Below are 14,980 nucleotides of genomic sequence, written 5' to 3' on the forward strand. Positions count from 1 at the left end.
AACCGTGCTGGTGAGCACTGGCGGATCATGATCGGCCAGGGTCTCGGCGGTCTCGCGCGCGATCACCGTCCGCGCGCCGCAGCGGTTCAAGACGAAGCGCGCGGCGAGCCCAGGTCGGTAGATGCGCGCCTCGCGCAGCAAGGCCAGCATCTCGGCCGACGCCCAACCGTCGAGCGGCGATGGCTGTACGGGGATCAGCACCAAGTCGGCAGCGAGCAGCGCCGAGCGCATCAGGCCCGCGACACGCGGCGGACCGTCGATGACGACGTGGTCGGCGGTGCGGGCGATCTCGGGCGCTTCGCGATGGAGCGTGTCGCGTGCCAAGCCGATGACGCCAAACAGCCGCGAGACATTTTCCCGTGCGCGCTGCTGCGACCAGTCGAGCGCCGAGCCTTGCGGGTCGGCATCGACCACCGTGACGCGCTTGCCGTGCAGGGCCCATTCGCCGGCGAGGTGCAGCGCGAGCGTCGTCTTGCCGACGCCGCCCTTCTGGTTGAGGAGGGCGACGATCATTTCTTCCCTCCCGGCTTACGGCTCAAGGGCAGCGATGGCTGTCGGTTGGGCAGATTGGGCCGGGACGCGGCGGTCGGGACGCGGTTATCCGCAGAATGGCTGGGCCAACTACAAGAGTTAGATTCTAAGTTAGACTCTAAGTTAAGGCCCGGAATCGCCGTTTCAGGCCAAAGGGTTAGCTGCGGTTTGCACTCCCGAAGTCCCGATACCCGCACTCCCGAAGTCCCGATAGTCGGAACGCCCGAAGTCCCGACCCCGTCCACAGCGATATCCACAGGCCCTGTGGACAAACCGGCGGGCAGTATGCGCAGCAGTTCGCGTCGGCCATTGCGCTCGATGCGCAGGCGGTAACCCGGGAGCGGTTGGCGGGCGGCGATGCGGCGGAGGTCGAAGGCGAAATCGGGGAGCTTGGCGAGGCTGCCGGATTTCTCGTGAAGGTGCGCGATCTCGAAGAGCCAGCCCTTGGGCTGGCGGCCGGCGTGCTTGCGAGCGACCCGATACAGCCAGCGTTCGATGCCGCCGGTCAGCCGGAAATAGGCTGGATCAATGGCGAGCACGAGCGAGCGGTCGATGACGCCGCGGTAGAACCAGTCCGGGAGAACGAACTCCATGCCCTCGACGCGGCCGTCGCGGGTCGTGCATTCCTCCCACTCGTTGATCCAAGAAAACTGATGGCGGCGCCAATGCTCGCCGTTACGGATCGTCGTGCGGATGACGGTTGATTGCAGGCGCGCCAGCGCGCCCTTCAGGAGCTTGTAATCGCGCGCGCCGGTCTGCCGGCCGATCGACGTCAGGAGCTGATAGGGCGTGAAACGCAGAAAGCGCGACGTCTTGAAGCCCAGGTCCTCGGCTTCGACGATCTGGCTCGCGGCCCAGATCAATACGTCGGCGTCCCAGATGGTCGCCATGCCGTGCTCAGGGACGGCATAGACTTCCACGCGGACGTCGCCGGTCTCATAGAGAATCGGCGCGGTGCGCCGGGCCTTGGCGAGCGAAAAGAACGGTCGCTCCATCAGGTCGCGCTGGTCACGCGGGCTTGCGTCGCCCGTGGCGACGACGAACGGATCGAGCTTGCTCCGTTCGCTGGCGATGATGAGGCGGCGCGACGACATCGGAGATCGCCTCAGCGCTGTGCGTGGCCAGCGGCGCGGGCCTCGACGTAACGGGGATCCGACGTCGAGCTGCAAGCGGCCTGGTCGGCCCAGGCCTCGAGATCGCCAATGGCGTAGACGACGCGGCCGCCGAGCTTGCGGAAGGTCGGGCCGCTGCCGTGGCAGCGATATTTCTCCAGGGTGCGTGGCGAGATTCCGAGGAGGCGCGCCGCCTCATGGGTGCGGACGTAGCGCGTGGAAAGCTGCGCGGACCTGTCGAGCATAGGGAGCCTCCGTGTCGGTCGAGGGCGCCGCGTCGAATGAGCGGCGTTTCGGGATCACGGTGGCGGAGGGATCAAGCGTTGGGGGTGGACGAAAATTTATGCGACGTCGCGTCCCCTTCGACACGAAAGGCCGGCAGCGCTACGGCCTACAGCGGACGATCCCTCAGTTTCGGTCGTTCCGCTTCGCGGTTAGAAAAGTGATGCGGACTTGTCCCGACATGACTAGCAAGGCACAATATTGCGATGTTCGATCATGTCGGCTTTCTAGTCCGCGACACCGCCCAGAGCCTGCCGTTTTTCACCGCGTGTTTGTTGCCGCTGGGAATTGAACGAGTCCAAGACCTGCCACAGTTTGATGCGGCCATCTTCAAGGCTCGGGATGCGCGCGGCTTCTTGTTTATAGCGGGAGACCGAAAAGGCGTTCCTAGCTACTGGAGAGCTGGGAACGTGCCTGGTGGAGCGCCCATTCACCTTGCTTTTGCGTCGCCGACGCGAGAGGCGGTGGAAGAGTTCTACAAGGCGGCGCTCGCCAATGGTGGCCGCGACAATGGCGTTCCCGGCTTCCGTGACCAGGGCAGGCGGCGCGAAGCCAATTACGTCGCCTTCGTGCTGGATCCCGACAACAACAATATCGAAGCGTCGTGGCCTAACCCCGTTTGCCAAAGCTGATATGCAAGTAGGCGGCGCCCCATAGGCATTCGCGTTGATTCAGCCGCCACGCAAAAGTTTGAGATAGCCACGTTCGACCAGGACGGTCGCGTCATGAATCAAGCGGTTGGCTCTACGGCGGGCGTGTGAGTCTTTCCATTCGACTGAGGGAAGCCGAGCCTGGTCTGATGAAAGAACCTCTGCCGCGACTTCGCGCGGTCCGCCGCCTGCATCACGGATGTCGAAGGCATGCAGGAGCTGGATGAGGCGTGCCCTCTGCAACGGCGTCAACCTCAGGGCCGTGGGGAGGAGTTTGACTGCCTGTCCACGTGCTCGCCGAACAATGCGGAGCGCAATGTCGAGCCGTAGCTCAAACATCGTGTCGAGCGGGAGGAGGATTGCCGGCCTTTCGAACGCCTGGGGATCGCTTGACCGAACGGATACGGTGCCAGTTTCGTCGGAAATATCGAGAACCCGCGTTGGCCCGCGCCCACTCGCGTCCCGAGTTTCGACGAAGGGGCCGCTGATACCCTGGGCAATCCCGAAGCCAACGGGCGCCGCTTCGAGAAGCACGACGCTTGGCGCTACCTCGGGCAGCCACGGGTTAAGTCCGGGAGTTACAGCGACCGTCGGATCATGGACGAAAGCGCAACCTCCATCGTGCAGCGAGTCGGGCACACCCCGTCTCTGCGTCGATCGTCTTGCGGGCGATCTCGCGCTGGGTTTTGGCGAAGTCGCGACGATATTCAGGGTTGCGTCGCAGGAACTCGGCAGCGAATCCGGGGCGATCGAGAACGTTCAGTCGTTCGGTCGTCTCCGGTGAGCGCCAAGACTCTCTAGGCATGGCGTTTCCTCTCGTCTTCTTCCCCTTTTCGGGGAGCAACGAGACGAGCCGGAACCTTGGCCGTTGCGCTAGTCCCTATGGTTGCATCGCGCGCAGCGACACGCCACCCGACCAGCAGGGATTGAATTATTGCATTCGTGGTTCGAGCAGGTGCCGATAGCCTGTTTCGGTCATCCAACGAGCCCGCGCCAGGTGGCTGTCATGGACGATTTTGGCACGATCTGGCTCCCGTTCGGGGTCTAACCCGAACAGCACCTGCACGACTTCCCGCCAGTCGGCTCCCTCTTCCTCAGCCATCAACAACCTGAGGTATATTGCGAGATGTCGCTCGTCATAAGGGCTGACGCGATCCGTCAGCGGCGGCCGTTCCGCAAATGAAGGCTCAGTCACTGCGATCATCCCCCGTCAGATCGAAGCAATGCGTTCAGCATCCATTTATCATTAGTACTGAACGTAATTCGCGCTAAATCGGAGCAATATCGTGATGCGCGACTTGCATCGCGTCCACCGACGAACAAGCAGAGTCGGAGAAATGAAGGCGGCGCAAGTTCACAAAGCGCAGTACGAATCGGAACTATCGTTCCTGGAACGATAGTTCCTAAACCGGCTCCATCATCGCCATGGATCTCAAGGAGGTCATGGCGGTCAATCTGCGTCGGTTGCGTCATGCCAAGGACATGACGCAGGAAGAACTGGCAGAGCGAGCCGGGCTTAGCGCCCGTTACGTGGGTGGGATCGAGCGCGCCGACGTTTCGGCCAGCGTCACCGTGCTCGGCAGGATCGCCGAGGCGCTGGAGGTGGAGGCGACGGAATTGGTGCGTGTAAACCCGTCGTCCAGGCCGCGCAAAGGAAGGTCCGACGAGGCGCCCTGACGTCCGGCCTTCATCCCTCTGGGCGACGAAAGAACTCGATCGGGTCGGTTTCGAGAACCTCGGCAAGCTTCTCAAGCATGTCCACGGTCGCGGCGTGCTCTTCGCGCTCCAGCATCCCGACATAGTTGCGATTGACGCCCGCACGGTCGGCCAGATCCTCCTGAGACAGATTCCGGGCGTGTCTCAGTTTTCGCAAATTGACGGCCACGATCTCCCGCAAACTCATGCGGAAAGATCGCCAGTCCACCTAATATATTGCCACCCAATATACTAGGTATTCGTCCTCTTGCAAGCTAGAGCGGGCCAACCGGGGCCGTGTGCCGGGGATCAACGATCGGTGGTCAGGTCTGCTCCGCCCATGGGAGCGGTGTCCCGCCCGGACCGGCCGGACGGGGCATTGAGCGGTTCAGTCGCCGCGGCGACCGTTGGGGCGGGACCAGATCAGGCTGTAGCCCTCACCGTCCTCGTCGTCGAAGAGGTTGGCGAAGATCGGGGCGGTGAAGCTCGGATCGTCCAGCTTCAGGCCCAGATAATCGCGGCCCTCGTTGGAGCGCTTGGCCCAGGCGGCGCCGATCTCGACGCGGCCGACATAGACCCGGTGGCTGGGGGCGTTCTCGCCCGAGCGGGTGGCCTCGGGGACGATGCGGACGTTCTTGGCCTGCACCGAGAGGGTGACGATTTCGCCGTTGAACTCGTTCGAGCCGGTCTTCTTGAAGGTGCCGATGGTCGCCATGGTAGTTCTCCTTGATCTCTGTTTCCGAGCCCGCACCATTGCGGCCTCGATGGTGATCGAGAGGCAGGAGGCGATCGACGGCGCACCCGCTTGCGGGCCGCAGCGCTAGCGGAGGATGGCAGCCAGGCGACTTTGTTGTTTCGCGAGGAATGGCGGCGCAGCCGGCAGGGGAAGAAAGTCGATCGGTGCCATTGCGCCATAGGCGATCGAGGCTTCAGCCGGCCTTCGGCCAGATCCATCCATCGAAGAGGCCGTTTGGTGCGCTCGGTCCGAACAGAGTCGACATCAAGCAGGACGTGGTGACGCTCGAGGTGCCCTGAGAAATCCGCTCAGACGCGACGGCGATCCGAACCCATCCGTGCCGGCGATACAAGACGAAGCTAGTCCCATGCTGCTGCTCGGGCGAGAACGTCCTGTCCACGACGGTGTTTGTCGAAGCGTCGCGTCAGGCTTCCGCGCTGGGCCTCCCTTGGCTCCTGCGGGCCGCATTACGATGGGGCAAAGCCATGCTCAGCCGCGCTTCACTGCCCGGGTCAACACAGCACCCTCGGAACGACGGGCTGCGCAGATGAGAAAGGGCCAATCTGGTCTTGCCCTGGTGGTTCTGCCGTGGCGTCAGCCGCGCGCCATGCCTTGTCCGATTGGTCCGGGCGCGGTCATCCCGGTGAAGCGCAGGAATGCCGTAACGCTGACCGCAATGGCGCCGACCACCGAAAAGATCATCTGCCAGGTCGTTGACGGCATGGCCATCTGTGCGAGTCCGTGGGTGGCGCTATAACCGGCGACGGTGGCAGGCGCGACGAAGAGCAGGATGATCAGCAGCCTGAGCCAGGTCCAAGTGATCAAGCCCAGGGCGAACTGGCCGATGCCGAAGGTCGCGCCGCCAGCAACGAGGCCGACAAGAATTCCTCCGAGAACGCCGGCGCCGGTGTGAAAGGCCCAGATGCCGACCGTGAGACCGACGAAGAATGGCAGCGCGAAGACAGCAAGGGTGAACAGCAGCCAGCAGAAAAAGCCGATGCCGACGAGGACAAGCAGGGGTCCAAAGATGATCATGGCGGTGTGCTCCGTGAGATAAAGGTCTGACGGTCGCGCCTTCCACCACCACCACGGCGCGGCCGCGAGTATAGCCGCAAACAGGCGCCAACGGGAGGAGAAATCCCGCTGGCCGTCTGCGGTCCAGCTTGCGTGGCGACGTCCCCCTTCATGATTGGAAGGGGTCGAATTCGTGGATGACGGCGCCGGGATCGCCGTCATATTCGGCGGCCGGCATTACGCCGAAGTGGCCAGTGTCAGCATGAAAGACGACGACGCAGACCATGAGGGTTTTCGCGAGGTTCCAGCCGTTGGCGAATGCGAGGGCTTGAGACATTGATCTGGCTCCTGTGCTGAAGCGGGGACCATCCCCGCGCGACAGGCGCCCGATGTGTTCGGCCGAGGGCCGCAATCACCGCGCAGGCGGAGACGCAGCGGCGGCACGCTTTGCGTAAGCCGACCCTTTACGGGTTGATGGCGTCAGGCTCTCGGCCGGACCAAGGATCAGCGCTGATAGACGCGGGGTGGTGCCCGGAGGGCCGGGAAGGTCGGATCTCTGGCCGGAGCAGGCCAGATGCGGCTAGAATTCCGTAGTGAGCGATCTGCAAGAACTAACGGCGCGGTTACGGGTCGACCTGAAAGCGGCCATGCGTGGCCGGTGTTTGCCGGAGGTCAAGGTGCTGCGCGGCCTGATCGCCGCGATCGACGATGCGCAAGCCGTGCCGGTGGGCAGCCTGCATGAGACTTATGTCGTCAGAGCGTTCGGCGATCCTTCGGTCGAGGTGCCACGGCGGAACCTGGCGGCCGAAGACCTGCGTCGATTGCTGGAAAGCGAGAGCAATGTCCGCTTGGCGGCTGCCGAAGAATATCGCGCGGCAGGCCACCATGACCGGGCGGAGGAATTGATCGCGGCCGCAAAAATCGTGGGCCGCTACCTCGGTGGATCCGTTGCCGGCGGCGAGTGAGAAGCCACTTTGCGGCAACGAACTCGGGACGGCGCCTACGCGCCGCCGAACTTCCAGACCGGGATGCCGAGCTTCTTCGCCTTGTCGGCGAGGTTGTCCTGTATGCCCGTGCCGGGGAAGTGCATCACTCCGATCGGCAGGGTCTCCAACAGCGCATCGTTGCGCTTGAACGGTGCGGCCTTGGCGTGCTTCGTCCAGTCGGGCTTGAAGGCGATCTGCGTCACCTTGCGACTGTCGGCCCATTTGGCGGCGATCAGCTCGGCGCCCTTGGGCGATCCGCCGTGCAGCAGCACCATGTCCGGGTGCTTGGCGTGGACCTGGTCGAGCTTGGCCCAGATCAGCCGGTGATCGTTGAAATCGAGCCCGCCGGTAAGCGCCACCTTCGGGCCTGCGGGCAAGAGTACCTGGTTGTCAGCGCGCTTCTTCGCCGCCAAGAAATCACGGCTGTCGATCATCGCCGAGGTGAGGTTGCGATGGTTGACCTTCGACCCGTTGCGCGGCCGCCAGGCTGAGTGGGTGTGTTGCTCGAAGTGATCGGCGGCCTGGTCGCGCATCAGCTCGAAAGCATTGCGCCGCTCGATCAGCGTCTGGCCTTCCGCCGTCAGTCGCTCCAGCTCGACGGATTTGACCTCGCTGCCGTCCTGTTCACGCTGCGAGCGCTGCTGCGCCAATTCGTTGTCGTCGAGTTCGCGCTCGATCCGGTCGATGGCCCGGTGGAAGACGTTCACCGTCGACCAGAGCAGCTCCTCGAGGTCGGGTTCGAGTCGCGTGTCGGAAAGCGCCACCACCAGCGCATCGAAGATGTCGGCGATGCTACCTGCGAGGATATTCGCTTCGGGAAGCGGCCGGGGGTCGGGCTCGTCGTGGAAGGGACGGTAGCCATAGAGCTGGAGTTCGTGGAGGACCTGGTCGGTCGAGGATGAGCTGTGGTGCGGCTCGAAATCGTCGTCGCGGTCGGTGGTCATCGCAGGCTTCCTTCGTCGGATCGACCGCGCCCATCGCGGCCTTCATGGCGACGAAGGCGGCGGGCGGACCGGACCTGCACCCGGAGCGAGAGCGGAGGGCCGAAGCGGCAGCGGAGGGCCGAGGGGGCCGACTATTTTGTCTCGCGATGGAAAGGCGGCCTCGGCCGCCGCCGGAAAATAGTCGGCCCACGAGGTTGCCGGTCCGGGCCGTTTGCCGCCCGATCGCCCTCTCAGAAGGCCGTGGGAGCGGTTCTCTCCGGCTCACGAGGAAGCTGACCGCCGGCCTTGTCTTGACGACGCCGCCGCGCCCCTCTCATCCCCTTCCGGCTATGCCGCCAGCTCCATGAACCGGGCGACGTCCTGCGGCGCGATCTGCACTCGGCTTGACGCCCGAAGCGCATCGACACCGAGCAAGCGGAGATCCTCGTTGAAGTCGCCGAGCCGTGGCGAGATCACGATCGCCTCGATCCCAGCCTCCTGCGCTCGGTCGATGAGGGTGGTCATCGCGCCGTCGCCGGCGGGATCGTCATCGCGGGCGATGTAGAGTCGCCGCAGCGTGTCGGGGAACAGAATGGCGGAGAGATGTGCTGCCGAAAGCGCCGCGACCATCGGCATGGTCGGCAAGACGCATCTGAGCGACAGCATGGTCTCGATGCCTTCGCCGGCCGCCATGACTTCGCCCGCCACTCCGAATCGAACGGCATTTCCAAGAAGGTCGCCCATTGCCCGTCGCGGTGTGTCGATCGGCGCCTTGCCGAGCGTCGCCTCGGAGAATCCGTGCGGATCGAGCCAGGTGCGGTGCGCCCCGGTCAGATGGCCTCCGAGGTCGGTCACGCTGGCGATCATTGCCGGCCAGGTCTCGGTCGGGCTGTCGTCGTCGGGCCGGTAATAGCAGCGCGGGTGGAAGCGCAGGCTTCCGGTTCCGTGCAGAGCCGTAATGCCGCGATTACGGAGGTACGTTTCTACGAGAGTCCGGGAAATCAGCTGCGACATGCCGAACAGTCGCCGTGACGCTTCCGGCGATCCGGTCGGGGCACTGGGTCCGCGTGCTCGGGATTGATCGGGCTCCGGCTCAGGATGCGGGAGGCTGAGGAACGATCGCGCCTCGTCGGCGACGTCCTTGAAGTCGATCAGGCCGCAGCTTTCCCGGATCACGTCCAACAAGTCGCCGTGCTCGCCAGTGGCGGCGTCGGTCCATTTGCCAGCAGGCCCTTTCGCCGTGTCTCTGAGCCGCACGAACATCGAGCGGCCGGCTACATTGCGGGCGTCGCCGACAAGCCAATAACCGCCCTCGCGACGACCGGAAGAGAGGTAATGGCGGCACACGGCCTCGGCCTGTCGGCCCAGGCGGTGTGCGAGATCATGCGCGCTGTTGCTCATGGCAGTCCTCGAAAAGAAAAGGCCCGCCACCCGGGTCCCCACGAAGCCTGCTTCGCGGGGAGGTCCGAGCCAGCGGGCCCTCAGTGCAGTCGGCAGCTATTCGGCTGCGATCATGTCCGCGCCGGCGTCGTCATTCTGCGCGACCGGCTCGTCGTCGTCCTCCGGCAGTTTTTCGCTGGACTGCTCTGCGGCCTCCTCGGCCACAGATTCCGGCGCCGGTTCGGCCACAACGGCGCGGCCAGGCGTGCGGAGCGGGTCGGGCAGCCAGGCGGTGTCGGCCAGAAGCGTCTCCGCCTCGGCCGCCATGTCGCCCTTCTTCAGATGCTCGATCCGATCGGCAGCGCGCTGGCCCTTCGCCTGAGAAACCGCCTGAAGGATGCGAGCCTTCGTCACCCGGCCGAGGAAGTTGTCCACGGTCGGCTTCCATCCGGCCGCCGCCATGTCGAGATCGACCGCCTGCGCCAGCCGGTCGGCATGGGCGGCCGCACGAGGCCGCCGGTTCCAGGGCTCGTACACCGCGTTGACCGAGAGGCTGACGATGTGGGCGAACAGGCCCGCCTGGCTGTCGCCGTCCCATTCCTGCAAGGCATCCCAGAGATCGGCCGATTCCTTGGGAAGCGCCTTCGACCAGCTTTCGTGCCGCATGCGGATCGCCTCGGCCGAGGCGCTGTCGTTGAGCCCCGGCGCCTGCGTCCCGAAGCTGACGCTCTTCAGGTCCAGCTCAAGGCAGCTATCCGAGCCATAGTGGTAGAAGGTCTTCAGCGTGAGGACGTGCAGGGCCGCGACGAAGGCGATGTCGGGCCGCTCGCCGAGCGCGTAGCGCAGGCAAAGCGTCCGGTGCGAGGTCAGCTCGGTCATCAGACGATCGGAGATGGGCGAGAGACCCTCGTCCTCCTCCGGCTCGGCGTCAGGCTCAACCGTTACGACGGCCTCGTTGCCCTCGTAGCTGGCGGCGATAGCGCGTTCATCGTCGCCTTCCGCGTCCTCGAACGCAGGCTCGGCCGCCAATTCGTCTTCCGTTCGGACATAGCCGCGCTCGACGCGAAGCTGGCCGTCGGCGCCAATGCTGACGAAAGCGCCTGCGCGCGCGATCTCGGCGGCGTCAAACACCACGGGACGGTTGTCGAAACCCTCGATCAGCGTCTCCAGCTCCGACAGGCGCTCGTCTACCTCGTCCGGCAGTTCATCGGCGTCCTGGTATTCCTCGGACAGCCGGTCGAACTCAGCCTGAAGCGCATCGCGGCTCGCCTCTTCCTCGGCGGTCAGCGGCACGGCCTCGCCGCGAAGCTGCCGCAGACCGAAGGCGTGGCCATAGGCGAAGTCGGGCGCGACCTCGATCCACTTCCAGCCTTCGGCGGCGATCGCCTCGGCGTCCGCCTTCAGCTTGTCGGTCACCATTTGGTCCACGAGCGGTACGTCCTGCAACCAGCCACCATCGTCGCCCTGGAACAGGTCGCGCAGCACGGAGCCGCCCGCCGCGTCATAGGCGTCGAGGCCGATGAACTGCGCCCGCTTGTCGGAGGCGCGGACCGCGCCCTCGGTCAGCATCCGGCGGATGACGTAGGGCTGCTTGTCATAGGAGACCTTCAGGCGCTCGAACACCTGCTCCTGGCGCTCGTGGTCACCGGACACCGTGAAGGCCATGAGCTGATCGAGCGTCATGCCGTCTTCGGCGTAGACGTCGAGCAAGGCCGGCGAGACCGACGCGAGCTTCAGGCGCTGCTTCACCACATTGACCGAGACGAAGAAGGCGGCGGCGATCTCCTCCTCGGACAGCCCCTTCTCGCGCAGGGCCAGGAAGGCCCGGAACTGGTCGAGAGGGTGGAGCGGCGCGCGCTGGACGTTCTCGGCGAGCGAGTCCTCCTCGGCGATGCCGCTGTCGCGAACGACGCAGGGCACCGGCGCCGTCTTGGCGAGGCGCTTCTGCTTCACGAGCAGCTCCAGCGCCCGGTAGCGTCGGCCGCCGGCTGGGATCTCGAACATGCCGGTCTCGACGCCGGCCTGGTCAGTGACGGGCCGGACGCTGAGGCCCTGCAACAGGCCGCGGCGGACGATATCGTCGGCCAATTCCTCGACCGAGACGCCCGCCTTCACGCGCCGGACGTTCGACTGCGAGAGCAAGAGCTTGTTGAAGGGGATGTCGCGCGAGGGCGAGAGGGTGATCTTCTGAACGGTGGTAGCCATCGGGATGTACTCCGCGACGAGCGCCGAAAGCCTCTCTCTCGACATCAACTCGTCACGAAGCGCAGCGCCGCCCTCTCACTCTGGAGGGCAGCGCCGCAGAACCGACGATCAGGAAAGAGGAAGGGACTGCGGCTTCCAATCGGCGGGACTTTGACTCCCAATTGGCCGAAGGTGGGAAGGGCGGTGCGCCGGGCTGAAAGCCGGAGATGCACAATTCCGCTTCTCCGGCTTTCCGGAAATCAGGCCGCTCGGTCGAGCAGCTTCTTGGCGCGCGCCTCCAGGTCGAGCCGCGCATCCTGCTGAGTCTTGTCGCGTGCGACCGCGGTGATGCCCTGCACGAAGTCGAACACGCTCTCGGGCTTGCGTCCCTCTTCGGCCAGCACCGTCTCGATGATCTTTGCCGTCTCGGTCTTCGAGAACCCACGCTTGCGCAGGAAGTCGCTGCGGTCCTCGTCATTACGCGCGACGATCTTCTCGCGCGCCGCCTTGATGCCGTTGACGAACGGGAGCGGTGAGGAATTGGCGAACCGCGTCAACGCCGGCGCGGCCTCATGGGCGAAGCGCGTGGCGGCGTATTTCGAGTGGCGGATTGTGATCTCCTCGAAATCCTCCACGCCCCAGAGATTTCGGTTCTGGCAAACGGCGCGGAGATAGAAGCTGGCCATGCCAAGCGTCTTCGCGCCCACCTCCGAATTCCAGCAATAGAAACCACGGAAGTAGAGGTCGGGCGAACCGTCGGGCAGCCGGCCGGCCTCGATCGGATTCAGATCGTCGACCAGGAAGAGGAAGACGTCGCGATCGGACGCGTAGAGCGTGGAGGTGTCCTGGGTGATGTCGACGCGCGGATTGTAGATGCCGGTCGACCAGTCGAGGACGCCCGGCACCTTCCAGCGGGTGTCGCCTGTGCCGTTGCCGGCGATGCGCTGCACGGCCGCGACCAGCTCATGATCGAAGATGCGGCCATAGTCGGGCCCGGTGACGGCGCGCAGCTCGACGCGGCCATCTTCGATTTCGAGCGTCTTCACCTGCTCGGCGCGATGCGAAGTCAGGCCATATTGCAGGTTGATGCCGGCCAGCGGCGCGGGAAGCTGACGCAGATAGGCCGCCGGCGCGCCGACCAAACCGGCGAGCTGGCCGAAGCTCCAATGCGTCGGCGCGATCGGCGTGTCGGACCCGGGCAGCATCAGCGCCAGGCGCTCGGTATCGTCGCGGCTCGCCTCGACCCGGATCGCCGCGCTCTCGACGGTTCGGGTCCGGCTCCGCTCGGTCCGGCCACGGACGGCGGCATAGAGATCCGACAGGGACAGGTAGCGCTCGTCCGCCGGCCGCGAAAACCATTCCGATGTTACCCGGCCGATCCGCTCGCCGCGGCTCACATCCACCTTGTAGCCGCCAGCGCGCTCGCGAGCGGGGTCCAGAATCTCCACATGTGTCATGGCTAGTCTCCATGACGGGCGCCGGAGGCCTCTCCTCCAGCCTTCAACCCGTCACGGCGAAGCCGGTCCGTCCTCTCACTCTAAAAGGGGCGTTGCGGGATCTCCCCGCAGAAGGGGGGGCGTCGGCGACCGCGGCGCCGACCAGGGGGAAGGCTTTCCCCATTTATCCCATGTTCAGTTCTCAGTAGAAACTAGCCTGGAACGTTATCGCCGTCAGCGAAACGTGGGCATCCAGCGGTGGATATAGCTCGAATGCCTTTGGTTGGCGCGAGAAGTTCCAAAGCCGGAAAAGGCACCACTCGGTACGCCTCTGATCGGCGACCGTCAATTCGTTGCGTGTGATTTGAAAGGGGGTGCGTTCCCAGCCGTTGGTGGTTTTGACCTCGATCAAGCGTGGACGGCCGTCGATTGTGAAACTTGCGATGTCATAACCCAACCCATCACCCTCCTCCTCTGCCACCCAGCGTACCTTACCGGCAAGGTCATCGCGGCCTGCATTCTTCAGCATGGCATGCTCATGCCCCAACACGCATTCTTCGCCAGCTCGTCCAAGAGTACGATTGCGCTCGTCTCGCGCCGCAACGTCGAACTTTCGAGCGATTTTGAACGTCTGCTCCAGTTCCTGCGGTGGCGGCTGGTTCGAATGTGTCGGTGGAGGCCCCACCCAAATCAGAGATGCCTCGGATAGTCCGGATTCTGGACGCGTGCTTGGATTCCTGGCCAGCCAACTCGGATTCCGCGCAAGCCACCGTACTACTGCATCGACTAGCGTCATCTGAAAATGGAAGGCCGGCTTGTAACCAGGAATCCAATCCTCGCCAAGCCCCTTGAGTACCGCGCTGATATTCTGGTGCTTGAACTCTATCGACTTTCGAGAGCGGCCGATTTTCTCTTGCATCCGCTGGTTATGTTCGGACTTGCTGTAGGGCACATGAGCGACGTCATTAGCCAGCATCGCGAAGTAATCCGCGACGATCGAGTCGTTCTCTTCGTCCGTCCAAGGCCCTTTTGACATTTCCCCAGGCTAGAGATGCGAAGACCACTTGTCATCATGGGTTTCGATCGTGTTTCCGAGCCCGCTGTGGCGACGCGTGGTTGCCGCGTTACCTGTAAAGGCGAAAGTGCGCCGCTGCGCAGTCTGCCTTACGAAAGGCTCGGATCCGATTGGCAGTGGCGGACTGGCCCTACGCATTATCGATGGCATCAAGCGCGAGATACAAGTTTTGATGCATCCATTCGGCGTTTTTGTCTGCAGTCATGAGTCCTTCAAAGTACGTGCCATAGACTGCAAAGCTCAAGTCAATTAGATCGTTTCTTACACGATCAAGGCGCTTTTGGTTTTGGCTCCCATTCTTGATCCACCAGAGAAGGTAGATGACGATTGCGAGAGCATAGCGGTAGAGATAAGTATGATTTTTGAATTCATCGAATTCTGATGTCCAATTGTGGCGGCTATCTACGCTCGACAAAGTCTCCCATATTTGATCGGCCGCTCCGAAAATAGAAGAAAACATATCCTCCGGATATCGCGTATTCATTCTTATAATGCGAAGCTGCTGGGGTGCGAACATTTGCTCTGCCATCTCTGGCAATGACGTCATTATGTCTTGAGCACCTTCGAGCATTCCGGGAAGCAAGTTCACAGCTCCAGACCAAAGACGCTCCAACTGAGCGCTGATCTCCGGCTTATTTCGATCAGGACCATTCAGGATAGCGACCATTTCCCGAATATCGCGCGCCACATCAGTACGTTGCATCGCGGTTGTCATCATAGAAGTCCTGGGGTCAATCTGTGCGATTTCGCTTCCCGACTTCAAAACAATGATCTGTTCGGGAAAATCGCCGATCACGGACAACGCCGCAACAATCGCTTCGACTGATTTTTGCTTGTAAAGCTCAAACCAAGCGAAATCCGGGAGGACAGCAAAGTTGGCTACCGACGCATCTAAAAAGCGTCTGAGTTTTTCCGATTGCAGCATGTTGCTATCGATGACCAAGCGCTGCATGACGGGTGTCTCTTCTAATATTGT

At 63.4% G+C, this 14,980-nt stretch carries 19 protein-coding genes; 3 read left to right on the plus strand and 16 right to left on the minus strand.

Annotated elements, in window-relative coordinates; translation table 11 throughout:
- The 3 genes from parA to HUK84_RS01290 form a co-directional block, all read right to left on the minus strand.
- The coding region (gene parA / locus HUK84_RS01280) for a ParA family partition ATPase (RefSeq protein ID WP_176638591.1) at positions 1–513 on the minus strand (513 nt) is incomplete at its 3' end.
- On the minus strand, positions 510–1,625 hold the full coding sequence (locus HUK84_RS01285; RefSeq protein WP_176638592.1) for a replication initiator protein A: 1,116 nt from the start codon (positions 1,623–1,625) through the stop codon (positions 510–512). The genes HUK84_RS01285 and parA, both read right to left, overlap by 4 nt.
- An 11-nt stretch (positions 1,626–1,636) precedes the next feature.
- The gene (locus HUK84_RS01290) at positions 1,637–1,888 is read right to left on the minus strand and encodes a helix-turn-helix transcriptional regulator (protein WP_040843644.1); all 252 of its coding nucleotides are present in this window, start codon (positions 1,886–1,888) and stop codon (positions 1,637–1,639) included.
- A gap of 243 nt (positions 1,889–2,131) precedes the next feature.
- Between HUK84_RS01290 and HUK84_RS01295 the strand changes: the two genes are divergently transcribed.
- The gene (locus HUK84_RS01295; RefSeq protein WP_176638593.1) at positions 2,132–2,557 is read left to right on the plus strand and encodes a VOC family protein; all 426 of its coding nucleotides are present in this window, start codon (positions 2,132–2,134) and stop codon (positions 2,555–2,557) included.
- 39 nt (positions 2,558–2,596) lie between these two features.
- Here the strand turns inward: HUK84_RS01295 and HUK84_RS23045 are convergent, their stop codons facing one another.
- The 3 genes from HUK84_RS23045 to HUK84_RS01305 form a co-directional block, all read right to left on the minus strand.
- Positions 2,597–3,214: a DUF2285 domain-containing protein gene (locus HUK84_RS23045; RefSeq protein WP_317135208.1), complete on the minus strand. Its 618-nt coding sequence runs from the start codon at positions 3,212–3,214 to the stop codon at positions 2,597–2,599.
- Positions 3,171–3,380, minus strand: a complete 210-nt coding sequence (locus tag HUK84_RS23050) for a transcriptional regulator domain-containing protein (protein ID WP_246285270.1) — start codon at positions 3,378–3,380, stop codon at positions 3,171–3,173. Before HUK84_RS23050 ends, HUK84_RS23045 begins: the two co-directional genes overlap by 44 nt.
- A 126-nt stretch (positions 3,381–3,506) precedes the next feature.
- Positions 3,507–3,770 carry a DNA -binding domain-containing protein gene (locus HUK84_RS01305; protein WP_317135209.1) on the minus strand — a complete coding sequence of 88 codons (264 nt, stop codon included), beginning with the start codon at positions 3,768–3,770 and terminating at the stop codon, positions 3,507–3,509.
- 230 nt (positions 3,771–4,000) lie between these two features.
- On the opposite strand from HUK84_RS01305, the gene HUK84_RS01310 reads away from it, so the two are divergent.
- On the plus strand, positions 4,001–4,252 hold the full coding sequence (locus HUK84_RS01310; RefSeq protein WP_176638595.1) for a helix-turn-helix domain-containing protein: 252 nt from the start codon (positions 4,001–4,003) through the stop codon (positions 4,250–4,252).
- Between the two features lie 10 nt (positions 4,253–4,262).
- Here the strand turns inward: HUK84_RS01310 and HUK84_RS01315 are convergent, their stop codons facing one another.
- The 4 genes from HUK84_RS01315 to HUK84_RS01330 all read right to left on the minus strand — a co-directional run bounded on the left by HUK84_RS01315 (position 4,263) and on the right by HUK84_RS01330 (position 6,357).
- Positions 4,263–4,478, minus strand: coding sequence for a helix-turn-helix domain-containing protein (locus HUK84_RS01315; RefSeq protein WP_176638596.1), 216 nt, complete (start codon positions 4,476–4,478; stop codon positions 4,263–4,265).
- Between the two features lie 180 nt (positions 4,479–4,658).
- Positions 4,659–4,985, minus strand: a complete 327-nt coding sequence (locus tag HUK84_RS01320) for a DUF736 domain-containing protein (RefSeq protein WP_176638597.1) — start codon at positions 4,983–4,985, stop codon at positions 4,659–4,661.
- A gap of 615 nt (positions 4,986–5,600) precedes the next feature.
- A complete protein-coding gene (locus HUK84_RS01325; RefSeq protein ID WP_456306656.1) occupies positions 5,601–6,242 on the minus strand; it encodes a hypothetical protein in 642 nt (213 codons plus the stop codon).
- Positions 6,190–6,357, minus strand: coding sequence for a hypothetical protein (locus tag HUK84_RS01330; protein ID WP_176638599.1), 168 nt, complete (start codon positions 6,355–6,357; stop codon positions 6,190–6,192). The genes HUK84_RS01325 and HUK84_RS01330 overlap by 53 nt, the downstream gene beginning before the upstream one ends.
- Before the next feature lie 256 nt (positions 6,358–6,613).
- On the opposite strand from HUK84_RS01330, the gene HUK84_RS01335 reads away from it, so the two are divergent.
- Positions 6,614–6,985: a GatB/YqeY domain-containing protein gene (locus HUK84_RS01335; RefSeq protein ID WP_176638600.1), complete on the plus strand. Its 372-nt coding sequence runs from the start codon at positions 6,614–6,616 to the stop codon at positions 6,983–6,985.
- Between the two features lie 35 nt (positions 6,986–7,020).
- On the opposite strand, the gene HUK84_RS01340 is transcribed toward HUK84_RS01335, so the two are convergent.
- From HUK84_RS01340 to HUK84_RS01365, 6 genes are all read right to left on the minus strand, one after another.
- On the minus strand, positions 7,021–7,950 hold the full coding sequence (locus HUK84_RS01340; RefSeq protein WP_176638601.1) for a DUF2493 domain-containing protein: 930 nt from the start codon (positions 7,948–7,950) through the stop codon (positions 7,021–7,023).
- A gap of 327 nt (positions 7,951–8,277) precedes the next feature.
- Positions 8,278–9,330 carry a DUF7146 domain-containing protein gene (locus tag HUK84_RS01345; RefSeq protein ID WP_176638602.1) on the minus strand — a complete coding sequence of 351 codons (1,053 nt, stop codon included), beginning with the start codon at positions 9,328–9,330 and terminating at the stop codon, positions 8,278–8,280.
- A gap of 96 nt (positions 9,331–9,426) precedes the next feature.
- On the minus strand, positions 9,427–11,514 hold the full coding sequence (locus HUK84_RS01350) for a ParB/RepB/Spo0J family partition protein (RefSeq protein ID WP_176638603.1): 2,088 nt from the start codon (positions 11,512–11,514) through the stop codon (positions 9,427–9,429).
- A gap of 239 nt (positions 11,515–11,753) precedes the next feature.
- Entirely contained in the window at positions 11,754–12,950 is a 1,197-nt protein-coding gene (locus tag HUK84_RS01355; RefSeq protein ID WP_176638604.1) for a DUF932 domain-containing protein, read from the minus strand.
- 181 nt (positions 12,951–13,131) lie between these two features.
- Positions 13,132–13,905 (minus strand): DUF3883 domain-containing protein, encoded by a 774-nt coding sequence (locus HUK84_RS01360; RefSeq protein ID WP_246285272.1) that lies wholly within the window; start codon positions 13,903–13,905, stop codon positions 13,132–13,134.
- A 229-nt stretch (positions 13,906–14,134) separates the two neighbouring features.
- A complete protein-coding gene (locus HUK84_RS01365; protein ID WP_176638606.1) occupies positions 14,135–14,956 on the minus strand; it encodes a hypothetical protein in 822 nt (273 codons plus the stop codon).
- Positions 14,957–14,980 lie beyond the last annotated feature (24 nt).

This window comes from Nguyenibacter vanlangensis (assembly GCF_013376155.1).
GTDB lineage: Bacteria > Pseudomonadota > Alphaproteobacteria > Acetobacterales > Acetobacteraceae > Gluconacetobacter > Gluconacetobacter vanlangensis.